A 21308-nucleotide genomic window follows, 5' to 3' on the forward strand; every position below is an offset into this window, starting at 1 on the left:
GGGGGGATGAGCGGAGATAAAATGATTGAACAGGGGGCGGAGGGCGGGCGAAGCGAAGCCCCCCTACGAGGCGGCGCAGCCGGTCACAGGAGCCCTCGCGATGGAGCGCGTAGGGTCGGCTTTGCAGCCGCGGGGGGTCAGTGGCTGACGTCCCCCTCGCGGAAGTAGTCGGCCAGGGCGCGCTCGACCACCAGGTCCGGAGCGATCTTCATCTCCCGGCAGAACGCCGCCAGCCTCTCCGCGATCTCCGGCTTAAGCGAGACGGTGATCGTCTCCCGCTCCCCGTTCCCCTTCGGTTTCTTCAGACCTTCGCTCATCGGTTCCCCCCGTCGGATGGCGTTCCCTGTTCCTTGCAAGCGGCCGCCGGCCTGTCCATCCGGTAGAATCTCCGGAAGACCGCCCGCAGCCGCTCCTCGTCCCCTGCCTCGCTCCGGGGCGCCTCGTGAATCAGCTCCCCGTTCAGGAAGATGCAGTACCGGTCCAGCACCCGGAAGGCCGCCCCCAGGTCGTGCTCGGCCAGCAGGATCGTCGTCCGCCGCTTGAGCGTTCCGTCGATGACCGAGAGGATCCGCTCCCTCGCTTCCAGGGAAAGCCCCAGGAGCGGTTCATCGAACAACAATAGCGATGGCGATCCCATCAGGGCGCGTCCGATCACCAGCATCTGGCGCTCCCCCCCCGAGAGAACCCCGGCCGGTTGCCGCTCCTTCTCGCCGAGGACGGGGAAGAGATCGAACACCCGCTCCTTCCCCGCCGCACGCTCCGCCGCCGTCCGGAGATATCCCCCGACCTCCAGGTTCTCCCGTACCGTCATCCGCAGGGCGACCCTCGCCCGGTCGGATACGTAGTGGACTCCCCGGGCCACCCGCTCGTGGGCGGGGAGGCAGGTGATATCCTCCCCCCGGCAGACGACCTTCCCGGAGGATACCGGGACGAGGCCGGCGACCGCCTTGAGGAAGGTGGTTTTTCCGGACCCGTTCGCGCCGAAGATCGCCAGGATCTCCCCCGGGCGGACGGAGAGGGAAACCCCCCGCACCGCCCGGACCTGGCCGAACCGGACGGAGAGATTCCTCACCGCGAGGTGCATCCCGTCCTCGGGATTACGAGGCGTGGCCATGCCCGGCAGCCCACGGGAGAACTTCCGGCAGGTCGGCCGGCTTCCCCTCCCAGGCGACGCGGCCGTCCTCGATCGCCACCACCCGGTCGCACATCTGTTCGAGGATCAGCGGGTTGTGGGAGATGAGCAGGAAGGAAATTCCGTCCTCCCCGTGCAGGGAGCGCAGCAGCCCCGAGAGATCCCCCTCGTCCTTGACCGACAGCGCGGAGAAGATCTCGTCGAGCAGGATCAGCCGGGGGCGGCAGGAAATCGCCCGGGCGAACTCCAGCCGCCGCAGGCACCCCTGGGAGAGCTTGGCGGCGGGCCAGTACCGCTGCCCGAAGAGCCCCGTCCGCACGAGCACCGCTTCCAGATCCTCCTCGAGGCGCTCCCCCCCGCGCTCCGCGCTCCGCCCCGGCCTTCCCGCCAGCATCGCCACACGTACCGAATCCAGCACGGTGAGGGAAGGGTAGGGTCCCGGAATCTGGAAGGTCCGCGCCAGCCCGGCCCGGAACCGGGCGTCCATCGGCATCCGGGTGATCTCCCTTCCGTCGAAGAGGATCCTTCCCCGGTCGGGGGGGGTGAGCCCCGAAAGGATGTTCGCCAGCATCGTCTTCCCGGCGCCGTTCGGGCCGAGGAGGCCGACCCGCTCCCCCCGGCCGACGGAGAGGGTGATCCCCCGCAGGACCCGGGTGGCGCCGAACGACTTCTCGATCCCCTCCGCGCGAAGGAGTTCGTTCATGGAGTCCCTCCACCTCCCATTCTCCGGGCGCGGGCCCGTTCCCGCAAGGTCCCGGCGATCCCGGACGGAAAGAACCGCAGGACCAGCAGGAGGGCCGACGCGTACAGGAGGACCCTCGCGGCCGGCCCGAGCCCGCTTCCCTGGAAGAGGACGTGGAGGAGCAGCGCCGCGGCGACCGGGCCCGCCACGGTCCCCCTCCCCCCGATCGCCGCGAAGGTGGCCGCCTGGAAGGAGAGCTCGAGGGAGAGGTCGGCCGCCGTCGCACGGCCGACGTGGGCCGCGAATCCCACCCCCGCGGCCCCCGCGAGGAGGCCGCCGATCAGGAACGCCTCCGTCTTGTACCGGGACACATCGACTCCCGAGGCCCGGGCGGTCAGCTCGCTTCCCGAGATCGCCGCCCAGAACAGCCCCCGTTCCGACCGGGCGATCCGCAGCATGAGTCCGGTGGAGAGGAGGAGGAAGGCGAGCGCCCCGTAGTAGGAGGCCCAGGGGGAGAGGTCCCTCCAGGGGAGGGCCACCGGGATCCCTCCCTCCCCGCCCCAGGAGTATCCCCCCCGGGGGCTGAAGAAGGTCTGCCCGAGGACCGCCTCGTGCGCCAGCTCCCCCAGAGCCAGGGTGAAGAGCGCCACGAAAGGTCCCGTGAGGCGGGCGGCGAGCGCGCCCACCGCGGCGCCGGCCCCCGCGCACAGCAGCAGGGCCGCGGCGGCGGCCGCCGGGAAGGGCCATCCCGCGAGGCTGGTGAGCAGCGCGCAGGCATAGGTGGCGATCCCGAAAAAGAGGGCATGCCCGAGGGAAACCTGCCCCGCGAGCCCCCCGACGATGTCCCAGCTCCCGGCGAAGGCCGCCAGCAGGAACCCCACGGTGAGGATGTCCAGGAAAAAGCGGTCCAGCCCGGCGAGCGGCAGGAAGAGGAGCAGCCCGGCCCCGAGCGCCAGGACGCCCGTGGCCGCCCGGTACGGGGGAGATCCCGGCTTCCGCGGGGCGCTCAATAGTCCCTCCTCCCCATCGATGCGGCAAGCCCGGAGGGGCGCAGGACGAGCAGGATGCAGATCCCCGCCAGGAGGGTCCCGTAGGACCATCCGGGGGAAATGAAGTAGGCGGACAGGTTCGACAGGAGTCCCAGCCCGACGGCGAGGAGGAAGGTCGCCCGGACGGTTTCCATCCCCGACGCGATCACCACGATCAGCGAGAGGAGGAGCGGGGCCCTCCCCATCGTCGGGGTGATCGCCGTGGCGGGGGCCAGCAGAGCCCCGGCCACGGCCGCCGCGGAGGATGCGGCGGCGAAGGTGAGGTACCGGATCTTCTCGACATCCATCCCCACGGAGCCGGCGATCTCCTCCTCCTCCGCGATCAGCTTCAGGGGAAGCCCGAGCCGGGAGGAGAGGAGCAGGGAGAGCCCGCCGAGGAGGGCGACCGAGACTCCGAAGGAGACGACCCCCCATCTCCGGAGAACGAGCCCTCCGGCGGACGCCAGGGGCGGCCCCAGCGTAAGCGACACCGGGTGCGGCCCCCACAGCATCTGGGCGGCCTGCTCGAAGAGGATGGCGAAGCCCAGGGAGCCGACGGCCACGGAAAAGGGGTGGGAGCGGACCGGGTTGATGAAGCTCTTTCCGAGGAAGACCCCGAAGGCGAACGCGATCACGGCGGCCAGCAGGGCCGCGGCCGCGGGGCTGTCCACCCCCCGGGCGGAGAGGACGAAGGCCGTGTAGGCGCCCAGGGTAAAAAAGGCCCCGTGGGAGAGGTTGACCACCTTGACCACCCCGAGGATGAGGACGAGGCCGGCCGCGATCAGGGCGTAGGAGGACCCGGTGAAGATCCCGTCCAGGAGAAGCTGGGCGACGGGGTGGGAGACGGCGCTTCCGGCGGGGTCCATCTCCGGCCTACCGGGCGGGGAACACGATCCGGGAGCCGCCCTTCTCCCACTGGACGACGACGCCCGAAAGTTCGGGAGTTCCCCAGACCGCCTGGTGGGACCGGTCGAACCGGTACCTTCCCGCGACCCCCGGGAAGACCCCGGCCTCGAGGGCGGTAACGACCGCCTCCGAGTCGGCCCTTCCGGCCGCCCGGATCGCCGAGAAGAGGATGGAGGCGGCGTCGTAGGGGAGGGTGTCGCTGTACCCGACGGGAGCGTAGCCGTACCGGGCCGCGAACCGCTCCGCGTACCCGGTCGCCTCGGGGGAGGACCCCTTCCAGGCGGCCGCCTGCACGTAGAGCGGAGGGGACAGGGGAAGGGTTGCCGCCACCCGGGCATCCCCGAGCGTTCCCCCGACCGACAGGATCGGAAGCGGCGCCCCCGTTTCGCGGACCTTCTTCACGAACTCGACGGAGCCCGCCCCCGGGTCGCCCAGGACGAGGATGTCCGGGTTTTTCCCGACCGCCGCCAGGACGACCGGCTCGAAGACGGGGCTCCTCGGGCTGTAGAAGGCCTCGTAGACGGGGAGGATCTCCCGGGGACCGAGCGCTTTCGCGAGCGCCTCGGCAAGCTCCCGGTTCCAGCGGATCGACGCCCCGACGAAGGCGTAGCGCCGGATCTTCCGCTCGGACAGGAAGGCGGCCATCATCCCGGCCCACTGGTCGATCGAGTAGCCGACCCGGAACACGTACCGGTACCTCCCGTACTCCCGGACCACCCGGTCGGTGATCTCCGCGGTCGCCGCCACCGGGACGAGGAGCACCGCGCGGGCCGACGAGGCGGCGTCGATCGCCCCGACCGTCTCCTCCGAGAGGTAGGCCCCGATCAGGGCGAAGGCCTTCTCCCGGGAGAGGAGGCGAAGCGCCTCCGACCGGGCGATCTCCACCCGCCCCTGCGTGTCGGCCACGACGAGCTCGACCGTGCGGCCCAGCACCCCGCCTTCGGCGTTCGCCCGCTTCTCCGCCAGCGTGACTGCCTGGAGGAACGCCGACCCGCCCGAGGCGAAGGGACCGGAAAGGGGCGCCAGCACGCCGATCCGCAGCGATTCCACCGGCCCGGCACCTGCGGCCAGGGCATGCTTGGGGACAAGGAGGGAAAGGGAAAGCAGGACGATCGGGACGGCCCGGGTGAGGCGGGCAAGGAAGCGCATCGGTCGACCTCCCGCGGAAAGGATATCACAGGGGGGTCCGAGGGGGGGATAGGTCCAGGGTGCGGGGGAAAGAAAAAGGCCGCCGGAAGAAGATCCCGGCGGCCGTCCGGTTGGTTACCCGTCTACGGTCGGTCGATGCGTCAGCTTGCTTGCTCCGGCTTCTTGAGGAGAAGCACCAGCACGATCCCGAGGACGCACATCCCGGCCAGGGTGATGTAGGTCTGGTTGTACCCCGCCGCCACGTCCCCGGCATCCTTGGCCGCCTGGACGATCTTCGCGAAGTATCCGGGAACGACGAACCCGCAGATCCCCCACGCGGTGAACACGATCCCGTAGTTGGCGCCCACGTTCTTGGCGCCGTAGAAGTCGGCGGTGAATGCCGGCATCATGGCGAGGTATCCGCCGTAGGAGAAACCGACGACGCACAGGCCGGCCAGCGCCTGCCCGAAGGAGGTGACGTTCCGGAGCAGGAAGATGCACGCGACGATGTAGACGGCGAACATGACGATGGTGGTTGACTTCCGGCCGATCTTGTCGGAGGTGGCGCCCCAGGCGAGGCGTCCCACTCCGTTGAAGGCGCTCATGATCCCGAGGGCGGCGCCGCCCGACATGACCGCCGTGGCCGCGGCCAGCTCCTTGACGAGCGGAGCCGCCTGGCCGATGGCGGTGATCCCCACGCTGGTTCCCAGGAAGTAGACCAGCCACAGCGCGTAGAACTGCCAGGTCTTGATCATTTCTGCGGGCGCGAACTCGGCCTTCACGACGGCGCCCGCCGCGGTTGTTGCGGCGGTCGGCGGGCTCCACCCTTCCGGCTTCCATCCGGCCGGCGGGACCGCGAAGAACTGCGCGGCGCCGATGACGAAGATGAGGAACGCGACGCCCAGGATCATGAAGGTCTTGGGAATCGTATCTGCATAGAGAGCAGGGTCATTTCCGAGCAGTCTCTCGATGAGAGGCGCGAAGATGAGCGATCCCGCGCCGAATCCGAGGACCGCCAGGCCGACGATCGTCCCCCGCTTGTCGGGGAACCACTTGACGCAGGTGGCGATCGGAGTCACGTAGGCGAAGCCGACGCCCAGTCCGCCCAGGATCCCGTAGGCGAACTTGAGCCCCCACTCGCTCTGCCACATGAAGGCCGAAAGGAGGCAGCCGGCGCCCAGGAGCGCGCCGCCGACCGAACCGACCAGTTTCGGCCCCTTCTTGTCCTGCCAGAAGCCGGCCACGATCATCGCGATGGTGAAGAACACCAAGGAGTACCGAAAGGGGGCGATGCTCTGGGGACCCTTCCACGAGTTGGCCTTTTCCAGCACGGGCCGGAAGACCGACCAGGAGTAGAGCACGCCGAGGCACAACTGCATGACCAAGGCGGCATAGACGAATTTCCACCGATTTACCTGTTCTGCCATCATTCCCCTCCTTTGGTTTATCTATCGATACTGAAAAACCAAACCCCCCTTTCATCCCCGAAAGTCCCTATACCACCCCCTTTCGCAAAAAAACGGTTTTACCCTCTATAATCGGTTCCCCTATTTCTACCGCATCCGGGAAATCCGTGTCAAGATGTTTGTAAACCTCGTTTTATTGAAACCCGATTCCGCAATTTTCCCCTGGGGAACGGAGGCGCTCCGAGGGGGATCGATGAAAATATATTCATTATTGGTCGGTTATGAATGGGCCGGGAAATGCATCCCCTCGGAATCCGGCCCGCCCCCCCGCGGCATCTAATCATGGAACCGCAAAGAATCCGGAAGGAGGGCGCAGATGAATCCGTTTCAGGAAATGAAGAACGTTCCTCCCATGAAGGCGGTCGCATGGCGAGGAGAGGTCTCGCTGTGGAACGTCGACACCGCGCTCTCCCGCCTCTACGACAAGGCGATGGAGAGCAAGCTCATGTTCCGGCAGCCCGCGGTGGGGATCCGCCACGGCGGCGTCCGGGTCCCCGAGCCGTTCCACGCCGACTACGAGATCCTGTTCCCCCTGACCGCCGACCCGTCCGGGGCGATGCCCGGGACGGACGTGAAGGAGCTTCCCGGGCTGGAAGTGGCCTCTTTCGTCCACCGGGGCCCCTACCACTGGATCTCCTGCACCTACGAAAAAGTGCTGGACTGGCTCCGGGAGAACCGGTATGAAGTAGCCGGGGAGCCCCGCGAGATCTTCTTCGTCGCTCCTGAACCGCATTCAGGAGGTACGCAGGACGACATGCTCACGGAGATCCAGGTACCCGTGCGAAAGGCGGCCTGACGACGACACCCCCGCGATGGAGTACGGCCCGCCTTCGCCCAAGAACCTGCGCAACCCGGGGCAGGGCTTCGGCGGGCAAATCCTCACGACGGTAAGTCCGAGGGGATTTGGAGGGGATGTGACGGGCAGGGAGAAGATCTTTCTGACCCACCTATCCTCCTGCGCCGGCTGAGCGTCCAAGCTGGGGCAGGGGGTCCTTGCCCGGATATTGGCCGCTCTACCGAAGCCGGACGACCCGCGCGTGCTGGTGGGAACCTCCCACGCGGACGACGCGGGGGTGTTCCGGATCTCGGAGGAGGAGGCGCTGGTCGCCACGGTCGACTTCTTCACCCCCGTCGTGGACGATCCCTACCGGTACGGCGCGATCGCCGCGGCGAATTCCTTGAGCGACATCTACGCGATGGGGGGAGAGCCGCTCTTCGCCCTGGCCGTGGCCGCCTTCCCGGAGGATCCCCGCGTTCTCCCTCTCCTGGCCGACGTCATGGCCGGGGCCGCCGACAAGGCGAGGGAGGCCGGCATCTGCATCATCGGGGGGCACACGGTCCGCGACCGGGAGCCCAAGTTCGGGCTCTCCGTCACCGGGAAGGTGAACCCGAAGGCGATGTGGACGAACCGGGGGGCGAAGGCGGGCGACGCGATCGTCCTGACCAAGCCGCTCGGGACCGGGATCGCCACGACGGCGATCAAGTGGGGGATCTGCCCGCGGGAGACCGAGGAGGCCGTCGTCCGTTCGATGGAGACGCTTTCCGCGGGGGCGGCCCGCGCGGGGCGCGAGGCGGGAATCCACACGGCGACCGACGTCACCGGGTTCGGCCTGCTCGGCCACCTGACCGAGGTGCTGGAGGCGAGCGGCCTGTCGGCGGAGCTCACGCTCCGGGAAGTCCCGGTTTTTCCCGGCGTCCGGGAGCTGATGAGGAGGCGGATCATCCCCTCCCTGGCCCACCGGTCCTGGGTCCCCGGCGCCTCCGTTCTCCACGCGTGGTTCGGGTCTCCCCCGATTCCGGGCGGCGCCCGGGATAACCTCGCCTTCCAGCAGGTCAAGGTCCACTTTCCCCCGACGCTCCCCCCGGAGGAGGCGCTCCTGCTGGCCGACCCGCAGACCTCGGGGGGGCTGCTCCTGTTCGTCCCGGAGGAGCGCCTCGGCCCGCTGATGGAGGCGCTTGCCGCCGCCGGCGCGCAGGGGTGGCGGATCGGGAGGACCCAGCCGCATTCCGCCCCCGAGATGCCCCGCATCCGGGTCGCATGAACGGGGAGACGGTACCTCAGAACAGGGACGTTCCTAAGAAGTGGCGCTTCGGCGCACCTGGCACCGGTGTCGGGGTCCCACATCCGGGTCACGCCACCGGGTCCGATCTCCCGGAGGTGACTCCATGGACCGCCTGATCTCGATCGGCCTGCTCCTTTCCCGGATCCTCCTGTCGAGCATCTTCCTCTTCTCCGGGGCGAAGAAGATCTTCGCCTTCCAGGCGACGCAGGCCTACATGGCCTCCTTCGGAATGCAGATGACGGGGATCTTCCTCGTCCTGGCGATCCTGTTCGAGCTCGGGGGAGGGCTCTCCCTGCTCCTGGGGTACTACCCCCGCCTGGGGGCGCTGGCCCTCATCCTCTTCCTGGTCCCGGCCACCCTCGTCTTCCACCGGGAGTTCTCCGACCCGGCCCAGGTCGTCCAGTTCTCCAAGAACGTGACGATCCTGGGGGGGCTCCTCGCCATCCTCTCGGCCGGGGGAGGGGAACTCGCTGTCCGCCGCACACCCCAAGAACCGGGACGTTCCTAAGAAGTGGCTCCGCATCCCCGGAGGGAGGGGCTTGATCCGCCGTCCCGAGGGGGACCCTGCTCCACCCCCTGCTCTCCCCCGGGAGTCCGCAAAGACTTCCATCTCCGCTCGCCCCCCCCTCCTGCGGATGCTGCGCCGGCAACAAGGGGACCCCCCGCATCGCTGCGGGTCCCCGGTTTGCGGCGAAACGTTTCCTGAGCGTCCCATGGCGGTTCGGGAGTGGTACCATGGGAGCAACAGGAACGGCCAGGCACCTGATCCCGACATGGAGGTGACACGATGAGCAAGGTGGACATCGGGCGCGCGAGATCGCTTTCCATCAAGTGCCTCTCGGAGCTTGCCTGGCACGACGACGCGAGGATGCGCCAGGACGTCCGGGAGTCGGGGGGGCTTTCGACCGACCAGTTCGACGTGAAGTGGACCCCGGAGAACGCCGCCGGGGTGTCGGCGCTGATCGAGTCGGTGGACGGGGAAGGGAATCCCCGGAAGTTCCTGATGGACGTCGGGTGGGACCTGGAATACATGGACCGGGTGTTCCGCCGGGAGGGGGTCGACCGGATGCTCTCCGAGGGGCGGATCGACTTCCTGTATATAACCCATGAGCATGTGGACCACTTCTGGGGGCTCCCCGCCGCGCTGAAACACAACCCCGGCGTGAAGATCCTCATCCCGACCGGCTTCTCGGAGAAGAGCAGGGGGCTCCTCCGGGAGGCGGGGCACACCGGCGAGGTGGCGGAGCTCGGCCCCGGGTCGCCGCATCTCCTCTTCCCTGGATGCGCCTCGGTCACCTTCGACATCCCGATCTTCCTGAAAACCCGCGGGGAGCAGGTGCTCTACTTCCACGTGGAGGGGCAGGGGCTGGTCACGGTCACCGGATGCTGCCATCACGGGGTCCTCGGGCTATTGGAGTACGCGAAGGAGAGGTTCGACGGCTTCAGGGAGTACCACGGCGTCTACGGAGGACTCCACATCTCCCCGTTCGAGGAGTGGGGGCCGGCACAGGAGGAGCTTCTGGACAGCCTCCAGGCGTACCGCCTCCAGCGGCTGGCGTGCAACCACTGCACCGGGGTGCTCACCGTCCAGAAGATGGTGGAGCGCGGGATGCCGGTCGTGCGCGGCTCTGGGAAGCACGGCAGCAAGAGCGAACTCTACCTGGGGAACGGCGACACGGTGGTGTTCTGATCCGGCGTCAGGACAGGTAGCGCTCCCGCCACATCGCGAAGACCAGGAGGGCCCAGACCCGGTACTGGTGGTCCCGGCGCCCGGACAGGTGCTCCCGGACGACCCGGGCGACTCCCCCGGGACGCAGGAACCCTTCCCTCCCCACCCGCTCCTCGTTCAGGTACTCGTCGAGCAGCGGGCGCAGCTCGTTCCGGAGCCACCGGTTCAGCGGGACGCCGAACCCCATCTTCGGCCGGTCGATCAGCTCCTGCGGGACATGCCGGTACAGGACCTTCCGCAGCAGGTGCTTGGTCTCCCCGCCCCGGACCTTGAGCGGGAGCGGAAGGCGGGCGGCGAACTCCACCACCCGGTGGTCGAGCAGCGGGACCCTCGCCTCCAGCGAATAGGCCATGGAGGCCCGGTCCACCTTCGCCAGGATGTCGTCGACGAGGTAGGTCCTGATGTCGGTGGCCATCGCCCGCTCGACGATGCTCCCCGCCCTCGGGTCCCGGAAGGTGCGGAAGTAGGAGAGCCCGGAGTCGTCCGCGACCTCGGGGACGATCTCCCCGATCCGGCGTCTCTCGAAGATCCCCACCGTGTGGAAGTACATCTCCGCGGGGTCGTCGTGGAGGATGCTCTCGGCCCCCCGCTGGATCCGGTGCACCGGGATCCGCGCCAGGAGGGAGGCGAGCGGACGGCGCAGGAACCCCGGGATCCCCTGGACGACCGCCCCCTGGCGGACCCAGTCGTACCGCGGGTAGCCGCAGAAGAGCTCGTCCCCCCCGTCCCCCGACAGGCTGACCGTGACGTGCTGCCGGGTGAACTCCGAGACGAGCATCGTCGGGATCGCCGAGGAGTCGGCGAACGGCTCGTCGTAGGCGTCGGGGATCTTCCGGACGAGGGTGATCGCCTCGGCGGGGGTGCAGATCTTCTCGTGGTGGTCGGTCCCCAGGTGCCGCGCCACCTCCCGGGCGTACCCCGACTCGTCGTATCCCGCTTCCCGGAAGCCGATCGAGAAGGTCCGGACCGGCCCGGAGGATGCCTTCCGCATCAGGGCCACGGTGAGCGACGAGTCGACCCCCCCCGAAAGGAAGGCGCCCAGCGGGACGTCGCTGATCAGCCGGTAGCGCACGGAGGATTCGAGCAGGGAGGAGAGCACCTCGAGCGATTCCCCCTCCGGGCGCGGGGGGTCCTCCCCCTTCCGCCAGTGGTCGAACAGATCCCAGTAGGCCTTCTCCGTCTGTGTTCCGTCGGCGGCGATCGTGACGATATGGCCGGGGAGCACCTTCCTCGCGTCCCGGAAGATGGAGCGGGGGGCCGGGACGTACTGGAACTCGAGGTAGTACTGGAGCGCGGCGCGGTCCACCTCCCGGGAGAAGGAGGGGCAGGCCAACAGGGGCGCGAGCGTCGAGCCGAACAGCACGAGTCCCGGCGCCCGGGCGAGGTAGAGGGGCTTGATCCCGAGCCGGTCGCGGACCAGGTGGAGCCGCTGCGCCGGCCCGTCCCAGAGGGCGAAGGCGAACATCCCGATGAAGCGGGTGACCGCGTCCTCCACCCCCCACTCCCGGCACGCGGCGAGGATCACCTCGGTGTCGGAGCCGCCCCGGAAGGCGTGCCCTTTTTGCTTCAGCTCCTCCCGGATCTCGCGGTAGTTGAACACCTCGCCGTTGTAGGAGATCGCGAGCGACCCGTCGGCCGACGACATCGGCTGCGCGCCGGTCTCCGACAGGTCCAGGATGGAGAGGCGGCGGTGGGCGAGCCCCGCCCGCCCGTCCGGCGAGAGGGAGATCCCCGAGGCGTCCGGCCCGCGGCGGACCATGGTGGCCCCCATCGCCCGGAGCAGCTCCTCCCCCGGGCGGTTCTCCCCGAGGGCCAGGAACCCGGCTATGCCGCACATCGGCTCACCCTCCCGTGCCCGCCAGCGATTCGTACAGGGCCTCCGTCTCCCGGACCATCCGGTCGACCGAGAAATGCTCTCCCGCCCTTTTTCGGCCGGATTCCCCCATTCCCTTCGTCCCCGCCGGGTCGACGAGGCGACCGAGGATCGCCTCCGCGAAACGTCCCGGGTCGCGGGGCGGCACCAGCACCCCCGTCTCGCCGTTCCGCACCGCCTCGGGGTTCCCGCCCACATCGCAGGCGACGACCGCTTTGCCTCCCGCCATCGCCTCCAGGATGGCGTTGGAGAACCCCTCCTCGTGGGACGGATGGACGAACAGGTCGCTCACCCGTATGAGGTCGGGTACGTCCGACCGGCCGCCGAGGAACCGGATGTGGCGATCCAGCCCTTTCTCCCGGGCCAGGCTACGGCACGCCTCCAGCGTACCGGCATCCCGTCCGACAAGCAGGAATACGACATCGGGAACCTGGGACGCCACCCTCCCCGCCGCCTCGATCAGCTCCAGGTGCCCCTTGTAGGGGTAGAAATTCGAGACGCACAGGACGACCCCGGCGCCCGAGGGGATCTCCTCCCGGGCGCGGAACGCCTCCTTCTCCTCCTCCGTCCAGGGGACGACGGAGGCCACCCCGTTGTAGATCCTCCGGAACTTCCCCTCCCAGTTCCGCTCCGTCCGCTCCACGTCGCGCCGCACGGCGTCCGAGTTCACCAGGATCACGTCGGCCAGGCGGTTTCCGAGCGGCTCGACCTTCCGCAGGAGGGGATAGCTCTCCTTGTAGTTCGCCAGCGCCCGCTTGCTCACGATCACCCGGGGTACGCCGGCGATCCGGGCCGCCACGGGGCCGATGACGTTCGCTGCCGGCAGGTAGGCGTGGAGGATGTCGGGACGTTCCTTCCGGAGGATGGCGGCGAGCTTCGCGATGGTCCGGAGATGCTCGAGCGGCCCGGTCCGGAACCTTCTTCCATGCGACGGGTCCCCGAACACCCTCACCGGGAGAAGCTCCGAGAACTCCCCATGCAGCGATCCGCCCCCGGCCGTGGTGAACAGCGACGCGGAGAACCGGGCGCGGTCGATCCGGCGGACGAGCGCGAGCAGCTGCCGCTCGGTGCCCCCGGACTCGACGTTCGGCAGGAGGAACACGATCCGCGTCGGCTTCCCCCGGATTCCCGGGGAAGCTATGTCCGGCACGAGAGCGGCCTCCTTTCAAACAATTCCATGTAGGTGCGCTCGACCTGCTCCACCATCCGGCTTATGGAAAACCGTTGCCGCACTCGGTCCAGCCCGGCCCCGCCCAGCCTCTCTCCCCGGGCGGGGTCCTCGAGCAGGGAGCGGATCGCGGCCGCGAGCGCGGCGGCATCCCCCGGGGGGAAGAGGATCCCCGTTTCCCCGTCCAGGACCGTCTCCGGATTTCCCCCCGCGCGGGAGGCCACGACGGGAAGGCCCGCGGCCATCGCCTCCAGGATGGCGTTGGACAGGCCTTCCTGCTCCCCCGGGTGCGCCGCGAGCCGGGATGCCGCAAGGATCGCCGGAATGTCCCCGCGGGGCCCCGTCACGAATACGTTCGGTTCGAGGTCGAGCTCCCGGATCCGTTCCCGGACCGCCGCCGCCTCGCTTCCCTCGCGGCCCACGAGCAGGAATCTGGCCGCCGGCACGGCGGAGACGACCTCCCGCGCCGCCTCCACGAGGCACAGGTGCGCCTTGTCCTCCCGGAGGTTCGCGACGTAGGTGACCAGAGGAGCGTCCGGGGGCAGGCCGAGGTCCGCCGGCGGGGAGGGGGACCCCGCGCCAGGGGGAACTTCCGGGGCCTCGATCCCGTTGTAGACGAGGAAGATCTTCCGGCCGCAGAACCTCTCCGTCCTTCTCACGTCCTCGGCGACCGCACGGGAGTTCACCAGGACCGCGTCCGCCGCCAGGTTCGCCAGGTTCTCGAAGAACGAGTAGACGGGATGCCCCTCCTTGTACCGGCAGAGAGCCCGCTTGCTGACGATTTTCACGGGGGTGCGGCAGATCGTCGCGGCGATCATCCCCAGGACGTTCGCCGCGGGGAGGTAGGCGTGGAGGATCCGGACATCGCGGGTCCTCAGGATCTGCGCGAAGGAGCGGAAGAAGGCCCGGGCCTCCCGGAGCAGGGAAGGCCCCGGTCCCGGTTTCAGGCGGATTCCTTTGTACTCGAGGAGATGGACTGGGATGTCCAGGGCCGCGAACTCCTTCGCCATCGGCCCCCCGCCCGCGGTGCTGATCACGCACGGCGAGAACTTCATCCGGTCGATCCCCGCGGCGAGGTCCCGGACATGTTTCTCCGTCCCCCCGCGGCCCAGGCCGGGGAGCACGTAGGCGACGGGTGTCGGATTCGCGATGTCCGCCTCCTCCTCCGGACGGTGGTCCGGCCAACAAGAAGTGTGTCCGATTCCCATGGCCGGGTCAACGCCCCGGCGGTTCGCGATGCGGGAACCCGGCGCGAGTGGCGTCCCCGGAGAGAACTGTGGTATTTTTCCCCAAGTGGATCAGGACTTCTCTTCCCCGGTTGCCGCCTCATGCCCCTGCTGCGGGGGATCGAGCACCCATTTTCTCGAGGCAATTCCATACCGCGAGATATGGTTGCGGCTGGCCACGGAGTGGCAGGCACGATTCTCCGACGAGGTGGTCCGGCGGAACACTCCGTGCGATAGTACCTCCCTTCTGGAGTGCGAGGAATGCGGCCTGCAGTTCTTCCACCCCGCCTCGGCGGGGGACGAGGATTTTTACCGGGAGCTGGGGGAGAGTCCGCTCTACTATGCCTCGTGGAAGTGGGAGTTCGGATGGGTGAAGGAGAGGATCCGCCCGGGCTGGTCGGTCCTTGACGTCGGCTGCGGGAGGGGGGACTTCCTTCTCGGGATTTCGGAACTGGCAGGGCGGATTGCGGGGGTGGAACGGAATCCCCTGGCGGCGCGGGAGGCCGGTGCGAGGGGAGTGGAAGTGGCGTCCTGTGACCTTGAGGAGTTTGCGGAACGCCACGGGGGCGCATTCGACGCGGCGTGCGCTTTCCACATCGTGGAGCATCTTCCCGAACCGGTGCCATTTCTACGGACGGTTCTCCGCTGCCTGCGCCCCGGGGGGGAGCTGTTCCTTTCCCTGCCGAACCGGGTGCGTTCCGTGCGCGATGCACGGGAGCCTCTGGACTGCCCACCCCACCATCTTTCCCGTTGGTCCCCGGATCCGGTCCGCAGGCTCGCGGAGCTCCTCGGCGTGCGGCTGCATGCCCTGACGTTCGAGCCGGTGGATCATAGCGTGCCGCGGGATGCGCTGCGGGAAGGCGTGCGGAAACGGACGGTGGGGATTCCCCTCGCGGGGGATTTCCTGGGGATCTGGGCGGGCCGGCTCCTCCGGCGCCTGCTGCTTTCCGACCGGCTCTGCGCCCTGCACCGGCGGCTCGGGCTGTTCGAACGGATGGGCTATTACGGCACCTCCATGGTGGCGCGGTTCGCCGTCGGAGGGGCGTAAGGAAATTCGGATGGGCATGAAGAAATGAAGAAGGGGGCAGGGAGAGAGGAAACGCGGGGAGGGTTCCTTGCCAGGACGGTGGTAGGGGGCACAGGCCTCCTTGCGGCCGCGGGGGGCGTGAGCAAACTGCTGACTCTCGTTTCGGCCCCGATCCTGACGGCGGCCCTCGGTCCCTCCCCCTATGGCGTCGTGGCGCTCCTGTCCACCGTCACCGCCCTCGCGATGACGGCCGGCCTGCTGGGAGTGGATCAGTCCTACGCGCGGTTTTTCTTCGCAGGGGGTTCGGATGAATCCCAGGCGGTGGAGCGGTTCTGCTGGCGCTTTTCGCTCCTTGCCTCCCTGTGCGTGGCGACAGCCGCCGGGACCGGCTGGTGGTGGTGGAGCGGGCGGGCCGGGCTTTCCCCTTCCCTTGCGGTGATGGTGGTTGCAGGGACCCTGCTCGGCGTCTTGAGCGTCATGGCCACGACCCGGCGGAGACTCCTGGGCGGATATCTCCGCATCGCCGTCTCCATGGTCGTGACAGGGGCGGTCGGGGCGCTCCTGGCGATCCTTCTCGCCCTCTATTGGAGAAAGGACGCATGGTCCCTCCTGGTCGGGTCCGCGGCCGGCGTGGCCGCCGGGGCATGGGTGGCGGGTCTCCCCGGGGCGAAAACGGTGCTCGTGCCGTCGGGGCTTTCCCGACTCCACCGGAGGGACATTCTCCGTCTCGGGGCGGCGGGCGCGGTCACGGCTCCGGTCTTCTGGCTCATGGGGTCGGCGGACCGCTGGATCATCGCCTACGTGCGGAGTTCCGCCGAGCTCGGGGTGTACGCCTTCGCCTCGACGGTGGGAATGGTCGGGATCATGCTGAACAGTGCGATTACGCTGACCTGGTTCCCGGAGATGACCCGCGAGTATGAATCCGCGGGGGCGGAATCCTTCCCGAGGATCGGGGTGCTATGGGCCCGTCTCGCGTCGGGTCTCATGGTGGCCTGGATCGCGGTCTCCGCTGCCGGAGGGGATGTGATCCGCCTGATCGCGGACCCGAGGTTCCATGGGGGGACGATGGTTGTCCCCTGGATCGCGGGCGGGATCTTCTTTTACGGGATTTCCTCGCTCGCCAACACCGGGCTGGTCCTGAAGAAGGACCTGACCCCTTCGATCGGCTGGTGGGTGGCAGGCGCCCTGTTGAACCTGGGCATGAACCTTCTTCTCGTCCCGCCGCTGGGGGGAACCGGGGCGGCGATGGCGACCTGCGCGAGTTACGGGCTGATTGCCGCGGGGGTGATGCGGGCGGCCCAGGCACGGTTCTTTCTCCCGGTTCCGTGGAAGGTGCTTGGCGCATCGGCCGCGGTCTCGCTGGCCGCGGGGATGGTCATGATTCCCCCCTGGTCCGGGAATCCCGCCCTGAGCCTGATCCTGAAGTTCCCGGCCGGCGTCGCCGCATCGGCCGCGGTCCTGCGGATTTCCGCCCCCGAGTGGTTCTCCCTGGAGAAGGCCGGGGAATGCGCGGCCTGGATCCGGGACCGGTTCGGCGGCTTCCGGTGAGCGGGGGCACCGGATGAATCGGCCACCATCCCGCAGGGTCGCCATTTCTTGCGCGGCGCTGGTCCTTCTCTCCCTCGGGGCGAGCCTTGTCTTTCTGGCGGCCTACCCCCTGCCCGAGGTGAAGAACGACGCCGTGGAGTATCTCGCCCTGGCCCGCAACGTGGCCGCCGGTGCCGGGTTCAGCTACGACGGCGCGAGCCCCGCGGTGTACCGCCCGCCGCTCTTCTCGTTGCTGCTGGGCGGATGGTTCGCGGCGACGGGCACCTCGTCCGTCCTTTCCGCCGCCGTTTTCCAAACCCTTGTCCACGCCCTCGGGGTCCTGGCGGCGTTCCTCCTCTTCCTGGAGGTGGCGCCGCGCCGGGCCTGGGCTTTCGGGGGCGCGCTCTTCCTGGCCGTCAACCCGCTGCTGGTCACCCGGGTGGTCTTCGTCCTCCAGGAGCCGACGCTTCTCCTCTTCACGACGCTGGGAGCTCTGCTCTCCGTGCGCCTGGTCAAGGAGCCGTCTGCGGCGCGGGCGGGGCTGGCCGGGGCGGCCTGGGGATTGGCGACGCTGGCCAAGGTCGTGGCCTGGTTCGCGCCCTTCCTCCTTTTGGCGATGCGGTTTTTTCCCGGTCGCCTGGGGTGGTCCCTCCGCGGCAAGGAGGTCGCGGCGCTCCTGGTCTGTTTCGCGGCGGCGGTCGCGCCCTGGACCCTGCGCAATCAGCTTCACTTCGGCCGGTTCATCCCGGTCAACGACCAGGGGTACGGGCTCCTCGAGTGGAACGTGAAGCACGCAGACCCGCCGGGGGCGGTCCCGGGGAACCGGTTTGTCGGGGAACTCCGGGAACGAGGGCTCGACCCGGAGGCGCGGAGAGCGGCATTATGGGGCTATGTCCTTGAGCATCCCCGGTACTTCCTCGTCGACGGGGTCGTGCGCAAGGCCTTCCACTTCACCGGCCCGGCCCGGGACTGGTGGTGGGAGCGGGGAAGGTACGGCCCCGGCGAGAAGCGACCGTGGTACTGGACGGTCCACGACTATCTCTACCGGGGTCTCTTCCTGCTGATCCCCATCGGACTTGGGATGTGGAGTCGCAAAGGGCCCGGTGCACATACCGGATTCCTTGCGGCGTTCGGCCTCCTCTACTGGGCCGAGCACGCCCTCACGTGGGGTACGCCGCGCTACGGCCTGGCGATGCTTCCCGTCGCGCTCGCAGTGCTCCTCGCGCTCGGTATGGATCGGCTCCGCGGGAATGAGGCGCCGCACTTCGCGGAAGACGGGATTTCACGGACGACCCCGCTGGCGGAGGATGGAGGGCGGCCCGAGGGAGGGGTATGAGGCTGCCCGCCCGGTCCTGGACGCCGCTGACGCTGTTCCTCCTCGCGTTGGGGGCCTGCCTGGTCTTCATTGTTTCCTTTCCCCTCCCCGAGGTGAAGAACGACGCCGTGGAGTATCTCGCCCTGGCCCGCAATGTGGCTGCCGGTGCCGGGTTCAGCTACGACGGCGCGACCCCCGCGGTGTACCGTCCTCCGCTCTTCTCGTTGCTGCTGGGCGGATGGTTCGCGGCGACGGGCACCTCGTCCGTCCTTTCCGCCGCCGTTTTCCAATCCCTTGTCCACGCCCTCGGGGTCCTGGCGGCGTTCCTGCTCTTCCTGGAAGTGACGCGGTCCCGGGGGTGGGCCTTCGGAGGCGCGATCTTCCTGGCGGTCAACCCCCTGCTCGTGACCCGGGTAGTCTTCGTCCTCCAGGAACCGACCCTGCTCCTCTTCACCACGCTGGCGGCGTGGCTGTCGATCCGCCTGGTCAAGGCGCTCTCGCCCGGGCGCGCTGCCCTGGCCGGAGCGGCCTGGGGTTTGGCGACACTGGCCAAGACTGTCACCGGGTTCGCGCCGTTTCTTCTCCTCGGGATGGGACTGCTGCCGGGGCGGTGGCGCGTCTCCTGGCGGGGTTGGGAGGCGGCGGCGCTTCTGGTCTGTTTTGCGGCGGTGATCGCGCCTTGGACGGTGCGCAACTACCTCCACGTCCAGCGGTTCATCGTTGTGAATGACCAGGGAGAGGGATTGCTCGAGTGGAACGTGGAGCACGCGGACCCGTCGGGCGAGCGGCTCGTCGCGGAGCTCCGGGAGAAGGGGGTGCACGGCGCGGAGCGGCGGGCGGCGCTGTGGAGGTACGTTCGGGAGAACCCCTGGCACTTCCTGGGAGAGCGGGTGGTGAAGAATGCCGTCCGGTTCGCCGCGCCGCCCCGAGACTGGTGGATCGCCCAGGGTCTCGTTCGGCCCGGGGAGCACCGGACCTCCTTCTGGATCCTTTCCGGACTGTTCCACATGCCGCTCTACCTCTTCCTCCTGTTTCGGACCTGGCAATGGGCACGGGGGTCGGTGGACCCGGTTTTCGGATTCCTCGCCCTTCTTTATTGGTCCTATTGGATCGAGCACGCGATTCTCTGGGGTGACCCCCGGTTCGGCCTGGCGGTGTATCCCCTCCTGGTGTGCATGGTGCTGCCTGTCGGGCGCGGCGAAGGGAAAGGGAGAATCGCACCGCTTATCGAGGAACCAGAACCAGCAGCTGTGTGAGACAGAGGGGCCTTGCTCCCCGGACGTCTGAGGCCAGCCGGTTCAGGAGAGGGGCCAGCAGGGGAACCCGTTTCGGCAGGAGGATCCTGCCGTGCTCTTCACGGAGGGCGAACCCGGACCCGCCCGCCAGCGCCTTCAGTTCGCGGGAGGAGAGCCAGCGGTGCTCTCCCTCGGGCATCTTGAGCCCGAGCCGCTCCGCGAGGTGGAGGATCGGCGCCCATATGGGGTTGACGGAGGAAACGATCACCCGGGAGCCGGCTTCGCAGTGGCGGCGGGCCGACCGGAACATCGCCCCCACGTCGGAGAGGTGCTCGATCACGTCGGGAACGATGATGTACTCGAAGGTCTCCCCGAGATCGAGAGCCTCGGCGTCCGCGACGAGGAAAGAAAGACCGGGGAACTTCGCGGCGGCGATCGCTACCATCTTCGGGCTGACGTCCACTCCCAACCCGCGGCGCGGGCGGAGCGACGCGAGCAGCGTCCCGGTCCCGCAGCCGATCTCCAGGACGGAGGATCCTTCCGGGACGAACTCCCGGTACGCCCCGGCCAGCAGTTCATAGTAGTACGACGACCGTTCCTTCCACCGGTCGTACTCACCGGCGATCGCCTCGAAATGGTCGCGGACGGTTTCCTTCGTCATCGGATCAGACGAACTTGATCCGCCGGAGGGCGAAGAGGCACATCCGGAGCAGGAGCCACCCGTGGCGGAACCGGGAGATCTGGGTCGTCCCGTAGACCCGCTCCCGGTAGCGGATCGGGACCTCGACGATCTTGAGGTCGAGCTTGGCCGCTCCGAAGATCAGGTCGAAATCCCCGAAGGGGTCGAAGTCGCCGAAATAGCTCCTCCCCGCCGCGATCCGCTCGTAGTCCCTCCGGTAGAGCACCTTGGTCCCGCAGAGGGTGTCCTTGAACCGCTGGTCCAGCAGCCAGGTGAAGGCGAGGCTGAAGAACTTGTTCCCCAGGGTGTTCAGGAACCGCATCGCCTGCTTCTCCATCGGGTAGACGAGGCGGGACCCGTTGATGAACTCCCCCCTGCCCGACGCCAAAGCGCGGAGGAATTTCGGGAGTTCCTCCGGGGGCATGGTGAGGTCGGCGTCCAAAATCATCAGTACGTCGCCTGTGGCGGCGGCGAAGCCCTTGCGCACCGCGTCCCCTTTTCCGACCCCGTCCCCCTGCCGGATGAGCCGGATCTCGCGGTCCGGGCTGGCCGCGATCACCCGCTCGATCTCGTCCGCCGTCCCGTCCGACGAGTTTCCCTCCACGAAGATCGCCTCGGTGTGCCGCCCCATGTCGGGGAGCCGGGCGACCGCCGCTTCGATGTTCCCCTTTTCGTTGCGCGCCGGGATGATGACCGAACAGCTGAGCTCTTCCTCCGCCCGGGGAACGGGCGCCGGCCGCGCGATGGTGAACTGCAGGAGCGCCAGGCTCCGGACCAGCGGGAGGTTCGCGAGGACCGTGTTGCACAGCCGCGAGAGAACTGGGAGGCGGATCGGAAGGAGGAGCTTGTGTCCCTGCCGGATGGTCTGGAAACCGGTGAGGGAGAGCAGGTTTTGGATGTCCCCGATGGCGAGCCAGTTCTGGTACGGCTGCGGCCGTTTCATCCCGAGCCGCTCTCCCGCCCGCAGGATGGGTTCCCACAGGTAGTTGAAGTACGTGATGATCACGCGCGTCCCGGGATGGCAGACCTTCCGGAGCTCCTCGAACGCCCGCTGGACGTCCTCCAGGTAGCCGATCACGTCGGAGAGGATGACGTAGTCGAACGGTTCGGAGAGGGGAAGGTCC

At 68.5% G+C, this 21308-nt stretch carries 18 protein-coding genes and 2 pseudogenes (1 of these 20 only partly in view); 8 read left to right on the forward strand and 12 right to left on the reverse strand.

The window, feature by feature from the left end:
• Positions 1-137: 137 nt before the first annotated feature.
• The 7 genes from A2X88_09635 to A2X88_09665 all read right to left on the reverse strand — a co-directional run bounded on the left by A2X88_09635 (position 138) and on the right by A2X88_09665 (position 6303).
• A complete protein-coding gene (locus tag A2X88_09635) occupies positions 138-317 on the reverse strand; it encodes a hypothetical protein (GenBank protein OGP33099.1) in 180 nt (59 codons plus the stop codon).
• Entirely contained in the window at positions 314-1114 is an 801-nt protein-coding gene (locus A2X88_09640) for a hypothetical protein (protein ID OGP33100.1), read from the reverse strand. Before A2X88_09640 ends, A2X88_09635 begins: the two co-directional genes overlap by 4 nt.
• Complete coding sequence (locus A2X88_09645; protein ID OGP33101.1) at positions 1098-1835, reverse strand: hypothetical protein; 738 nt, start codon at positions 1833-1835, stop codon at positions 1098-1100. The genes A2X88_09640 and A2X88_09645 overlap by 17 nt, the downstream gene beginning before the upstream one ends.
• Positions 1832-2824 (reverse strand): hypothetical protein, encoded by a 993-nt coding sequence (locus tag A2X88_09650; GenBank protein ID OGP33102.1) that lies wholly within the window; start codon positions 2822-2824, stop codon positions 1832-1834. The genes A2X88_09645 and A2X88_09650 overlap by 4 nt, the downstream gene beginning before the upstream one ends.
• Positions 2821-3708: a hypothetical protein gene (locus A2X88_09655; protein ID OGP33103.1), complete on the reverse strand. Its 888-nt coding sequence runs from the start codon at positions 3706-3708 to the stop codon at positions 2821-2823. Before A2X88_09655 ends, A2X88_09650 begins: the two co-directional genes overlap by 4 nt.
• 7 nt (positions 3709-3715) lie before the next feature.
• Complete coding sequence (locus A2X88_09660; protein OGP33104.1) at positions 3716-4897, reverse strand: hypothetical protein; 1182 nt, start codon at positions 4895-4897, stop codon at positions 3716-3718.
• A 140-nt stretch (positions 4898-5037) separates the two neighbouring features.
• The gene (locus A2X88_09665) at positions 5038-6303 is read right to left on the reverse strand and encodes a hypothetical protein (protein OGP33105.1); all 1266 of its coding nucleotides are present in this window, start codon (positions 6301-6303) and stop codon (positions 5038-5040) included.
• A 355-nt stretch (positions 6304-6658) separates the two neighbouring features.
• On the opposite strand from A2X88_09665, the gene A2X88_09670 reads away from it, so the two are divergent.
• From A2X88_09670 to A2X88_09685, 4 genes and pseudogenes are all read left to right on the forward strand, one after another.
• Positions 6659-7138, forward strand: coding sequence for a hypothetical protein (locus tag A2X88_09670; protein ID OGP33106.1), 480 nt, complete (start codon positions 6659-6661; stop codon positions 7136-7138).
• A gap of 118 nt (positions 7139-7256) precedes the next feature.
• Positions 7257-8384, forward strand: a pseudogene (locus tag A2X88_09675) (selenide, water dikinase SelD).
• 124 nt (positions 8385-8508) lie between these two features.
• A complete protein-coding gene (locus A2X88_09680) occupies positions 8509-8913 on the forward strand; it encodes a hypothetical protein (GenBank protein ID OGP33107.1) in 405 nt (134 codons plus the stop codon).
• 279 nt (positions 8914-9192) lie between these two features.
• Complete coding sequence (locus tag A2X88_09685) at positions 9193-10095, forward strand: hypothetical protein (protein ID OGP33108.1); 903 nt, start codon at positions 9193-9195, stop codon at positions 10093-10095.
• Between the two features lie 7 nt (positions 10096-10102).
• Here the strand turns inward: A2X88_09685 and A2X88_09690 are convergent, their stop codons facing one another.
• From A2X88_09690 to A2X88_09700, 3 genes are read right to left on the reverse strand one after another with little or no spacing between them, the layout of a single operon-like run.
• Positions 10103-11971: an asparagine synthase (glutamine-hydrolyzing) gene (locus A2X88_09690; protein ID OGP33109.1), complete on the reverse strand. Its 1869-nt coding sequence runs from the start codon at positions 11969-11971 to the stop codon at positions 10103-10105.
• A gap of 4 nt (positions 11972-11975) precedes the next feature.
• Entirely contained in the window at positions 11976-13157 is a 1182-nt protein-coding gene (locus A2X88_09695; protein OGP33110.1) for a hypothetical protein, read from the reverse strand.
• Entirely contained in the window at positions 13145-14299 is a 1155-nt protein-coding gene (locus A2X88_09700) for a hypothetical protein (GenBank protein OGP33111.1), read from the reverse strand. The genes A2X88_09695 and A2X88_09700 overlap by 13 nt, the downstream gene beginning before the upstream one ends.
• Positions 14300-14609: 310 nt before the next feature.
• Here A2X88_09700 and A2X88_09705 point away from each other — a divergent pair, with 310 nt between their 5' ends.
• From A2X88_09705 to A2X88_09720, 4 genes are read left to right on the forward strand one after another with little or no spacing between them, the layout of a single operon-like run.
• Positions 14610-15449, forward strand: a complete 840-nt coding sequence (locus tag A2X88_09705; GenBank protein OGP33112.1) for a hypothetical protein — start codon at positions 14610-14612, stop codon at positions 15447-15449.
• A gap of 24 nt (positions 15450-15473) precedes the next feature.
• Positions 15474-16976: a hypothetical protein gene (locus A2X88_09710; GenBank protein OGP33113.1), complete on the forward strand. Its 1503-nt coding sequence runs from the start codon at positions 15474-15476 to the stop codon at positions 16974-16976.
• A gap of 13 nt (positions 16977-16989) precedes the next feature.
• The gene (locus tag A2X88_09715; protein ID OGP33114.1) at positions 16990-18291 is read left to right on the forward strand and encodes a hypothetical protein; all 1302 of its coding nucleotides are present in this window, start codon (positions 16990-16992) and stop codon (positions 18289-18291) included.
• Positions 18288-19526 carry a hypothetical protein gene (locus A2X88_09720; GenBank protein OGP33115.1) on the forward strand — a complete coding sequence of 413 codons (1239 nt, stop codon included), beginning with the start codon at positions 18288-18290 and terminating at the stop codon, positions 19524-19526. The genes A2X88_09715 and A2X88_09720 overlap by 4 nt, the downstream gene beginning before the upstream one ends.
• On the opposite strand, the gene A2X88_09725 is transcribed toward A2X88_09720, so the two are convergent.
• Positions 19495-20166: a hypothetical protein gene (locus tag A2X88_09725; GenBank protein OGP33116.1), complete on the reverse strand. Its 672-nt coding sequence runs from the start codon at positions 20164-20166 to the stop codon at positions 19495-19497. The genes A2X88_09720 and A2X88_09725 overlap by 32 nt on opposite strands.
• Positions 20167-20170: 4 nt before the next feature.
• A pseudogene (locus A2X88_09730) lies at positions 20171-21308 on the reverse strand (glycosyl transferase); it runs 284 nt beyond the window's last position.

The sequence above is a fragment of the Deltaproteobacteria bacterium GWC2_65_14 genome (assembly GCA_001797615.1).
Lineage (GTDB): Bacteria > Desulfobacterota > Deferrimicrobia > Deferrimicrobiales > Deferrimicrobiaceae > GWC2-65-14.

What these genes read in the sequence shown, in the direction of transcription:
- A2X88_09665 (OGP33105.1), bottom strand. Translation starts at nt 6,303, where the DNA reads ATGGCAGAACAGGTAAATCGGTGGAAATTCGTCTATGCCGCCTTGGTC.
- A2X88_09690 (OGP33109.1), bottom strand. Translation starts at nt 11,971, where the DNA reads ATGTGCGGCATAGCCGGGTTCCTGGCCCTCGGGGAGAACCGCCCGGGG.
- A2X88_09660 (OGP33104.1), bottom strand. Translation starts at nt 4,897, where the DNA reads ATGCGCTTCCTTGCCCGCCTCACCCGGGCCGTCCCGATCGTCCTGCTT.
- A2X88_09715 (OGP33114.1), top strand. Translation starts at nt 16,990, where the DNA reads ATGAATCGGCCACCATCCCGCAGGGTCGCCATTTCTTGCGCGGCGCTG.
- A2X88_09640 (OGP33100.1), bottom strand. Translation starts at nt 1,114, where the DNA reads ATGGCCACGCCTCGTAATCCCGAGGACGGGATGCACCTCGCGGTGAGG.
- A2X88_09635 (OGP33099.1), bottom strand. Translation starts at nt 317, where the DNA reads ATGAGCGAAGGTCTGAAGAAACCGAAGGGGAACGGGGAGCGGGAGACG.
- A2X88_09710 (OGP33113.1), top strand. Translation starts at nt 15,474, where the DNA reads ATGAAGAAGGGGGCAGGGAGAGAGGAAACGCGGGGAGGGTTCCTTGCC.
- A2X88_09645 (OGP33101.1), bottom strand. Translation starts at nt 1,835, where the DNA reads ATGAACGAACTCCTTCGCGCGGAGGGGATCGAGAAGTCGTTCGGCGCC.
- A2X88_09685 (OGP33108.1), top strand. Translation starts at nt 9,193, where the DNA reads ATGAGCAAGGTGGACATCGGGCGCGCGAGATCGCTTTCCATCAAGTGC.
- A2X88_09655 (OGP33103.1), bottom strand. Translation starts at nt 3,708, where the DNA reads ATGGACCCCGCCGGAAGCGCCGTCTCCCACCCCGTCGCCCAGCTTCTC.
- A2X88_09720 (OGP33115.1), top strand. Translation starts at nt 18,288, where the DNA reads ATGAGGCTGCCCGCCCGGTCCTGGACGCCGCTGACGCTGTTCCTCCTC.
- A2X88_09680 (OGP33107.1), top strand. Translation starts at nt 8,509, where the DNA reads ATGGACCGCCTGATCTCGATCGGCCTGCTCCTTTCCCGGATCCTCCTG.
- A2X88_09725 (OGP33116.1), bottom strand. Translation starts at nt 20,166, where the DNA reads ATGACGAAGGAAACCGTCCGCGACCATTTCGAGGCGATCGCCGGTGAG.
- A2X88_09670 (OGP33106.1), top strand. Translation starts at nt 6,659, where the DNA reads ATGAATCCGTTTCAGGAAATGAAGAACGTTCCTCCCATGAAGGCGGTC.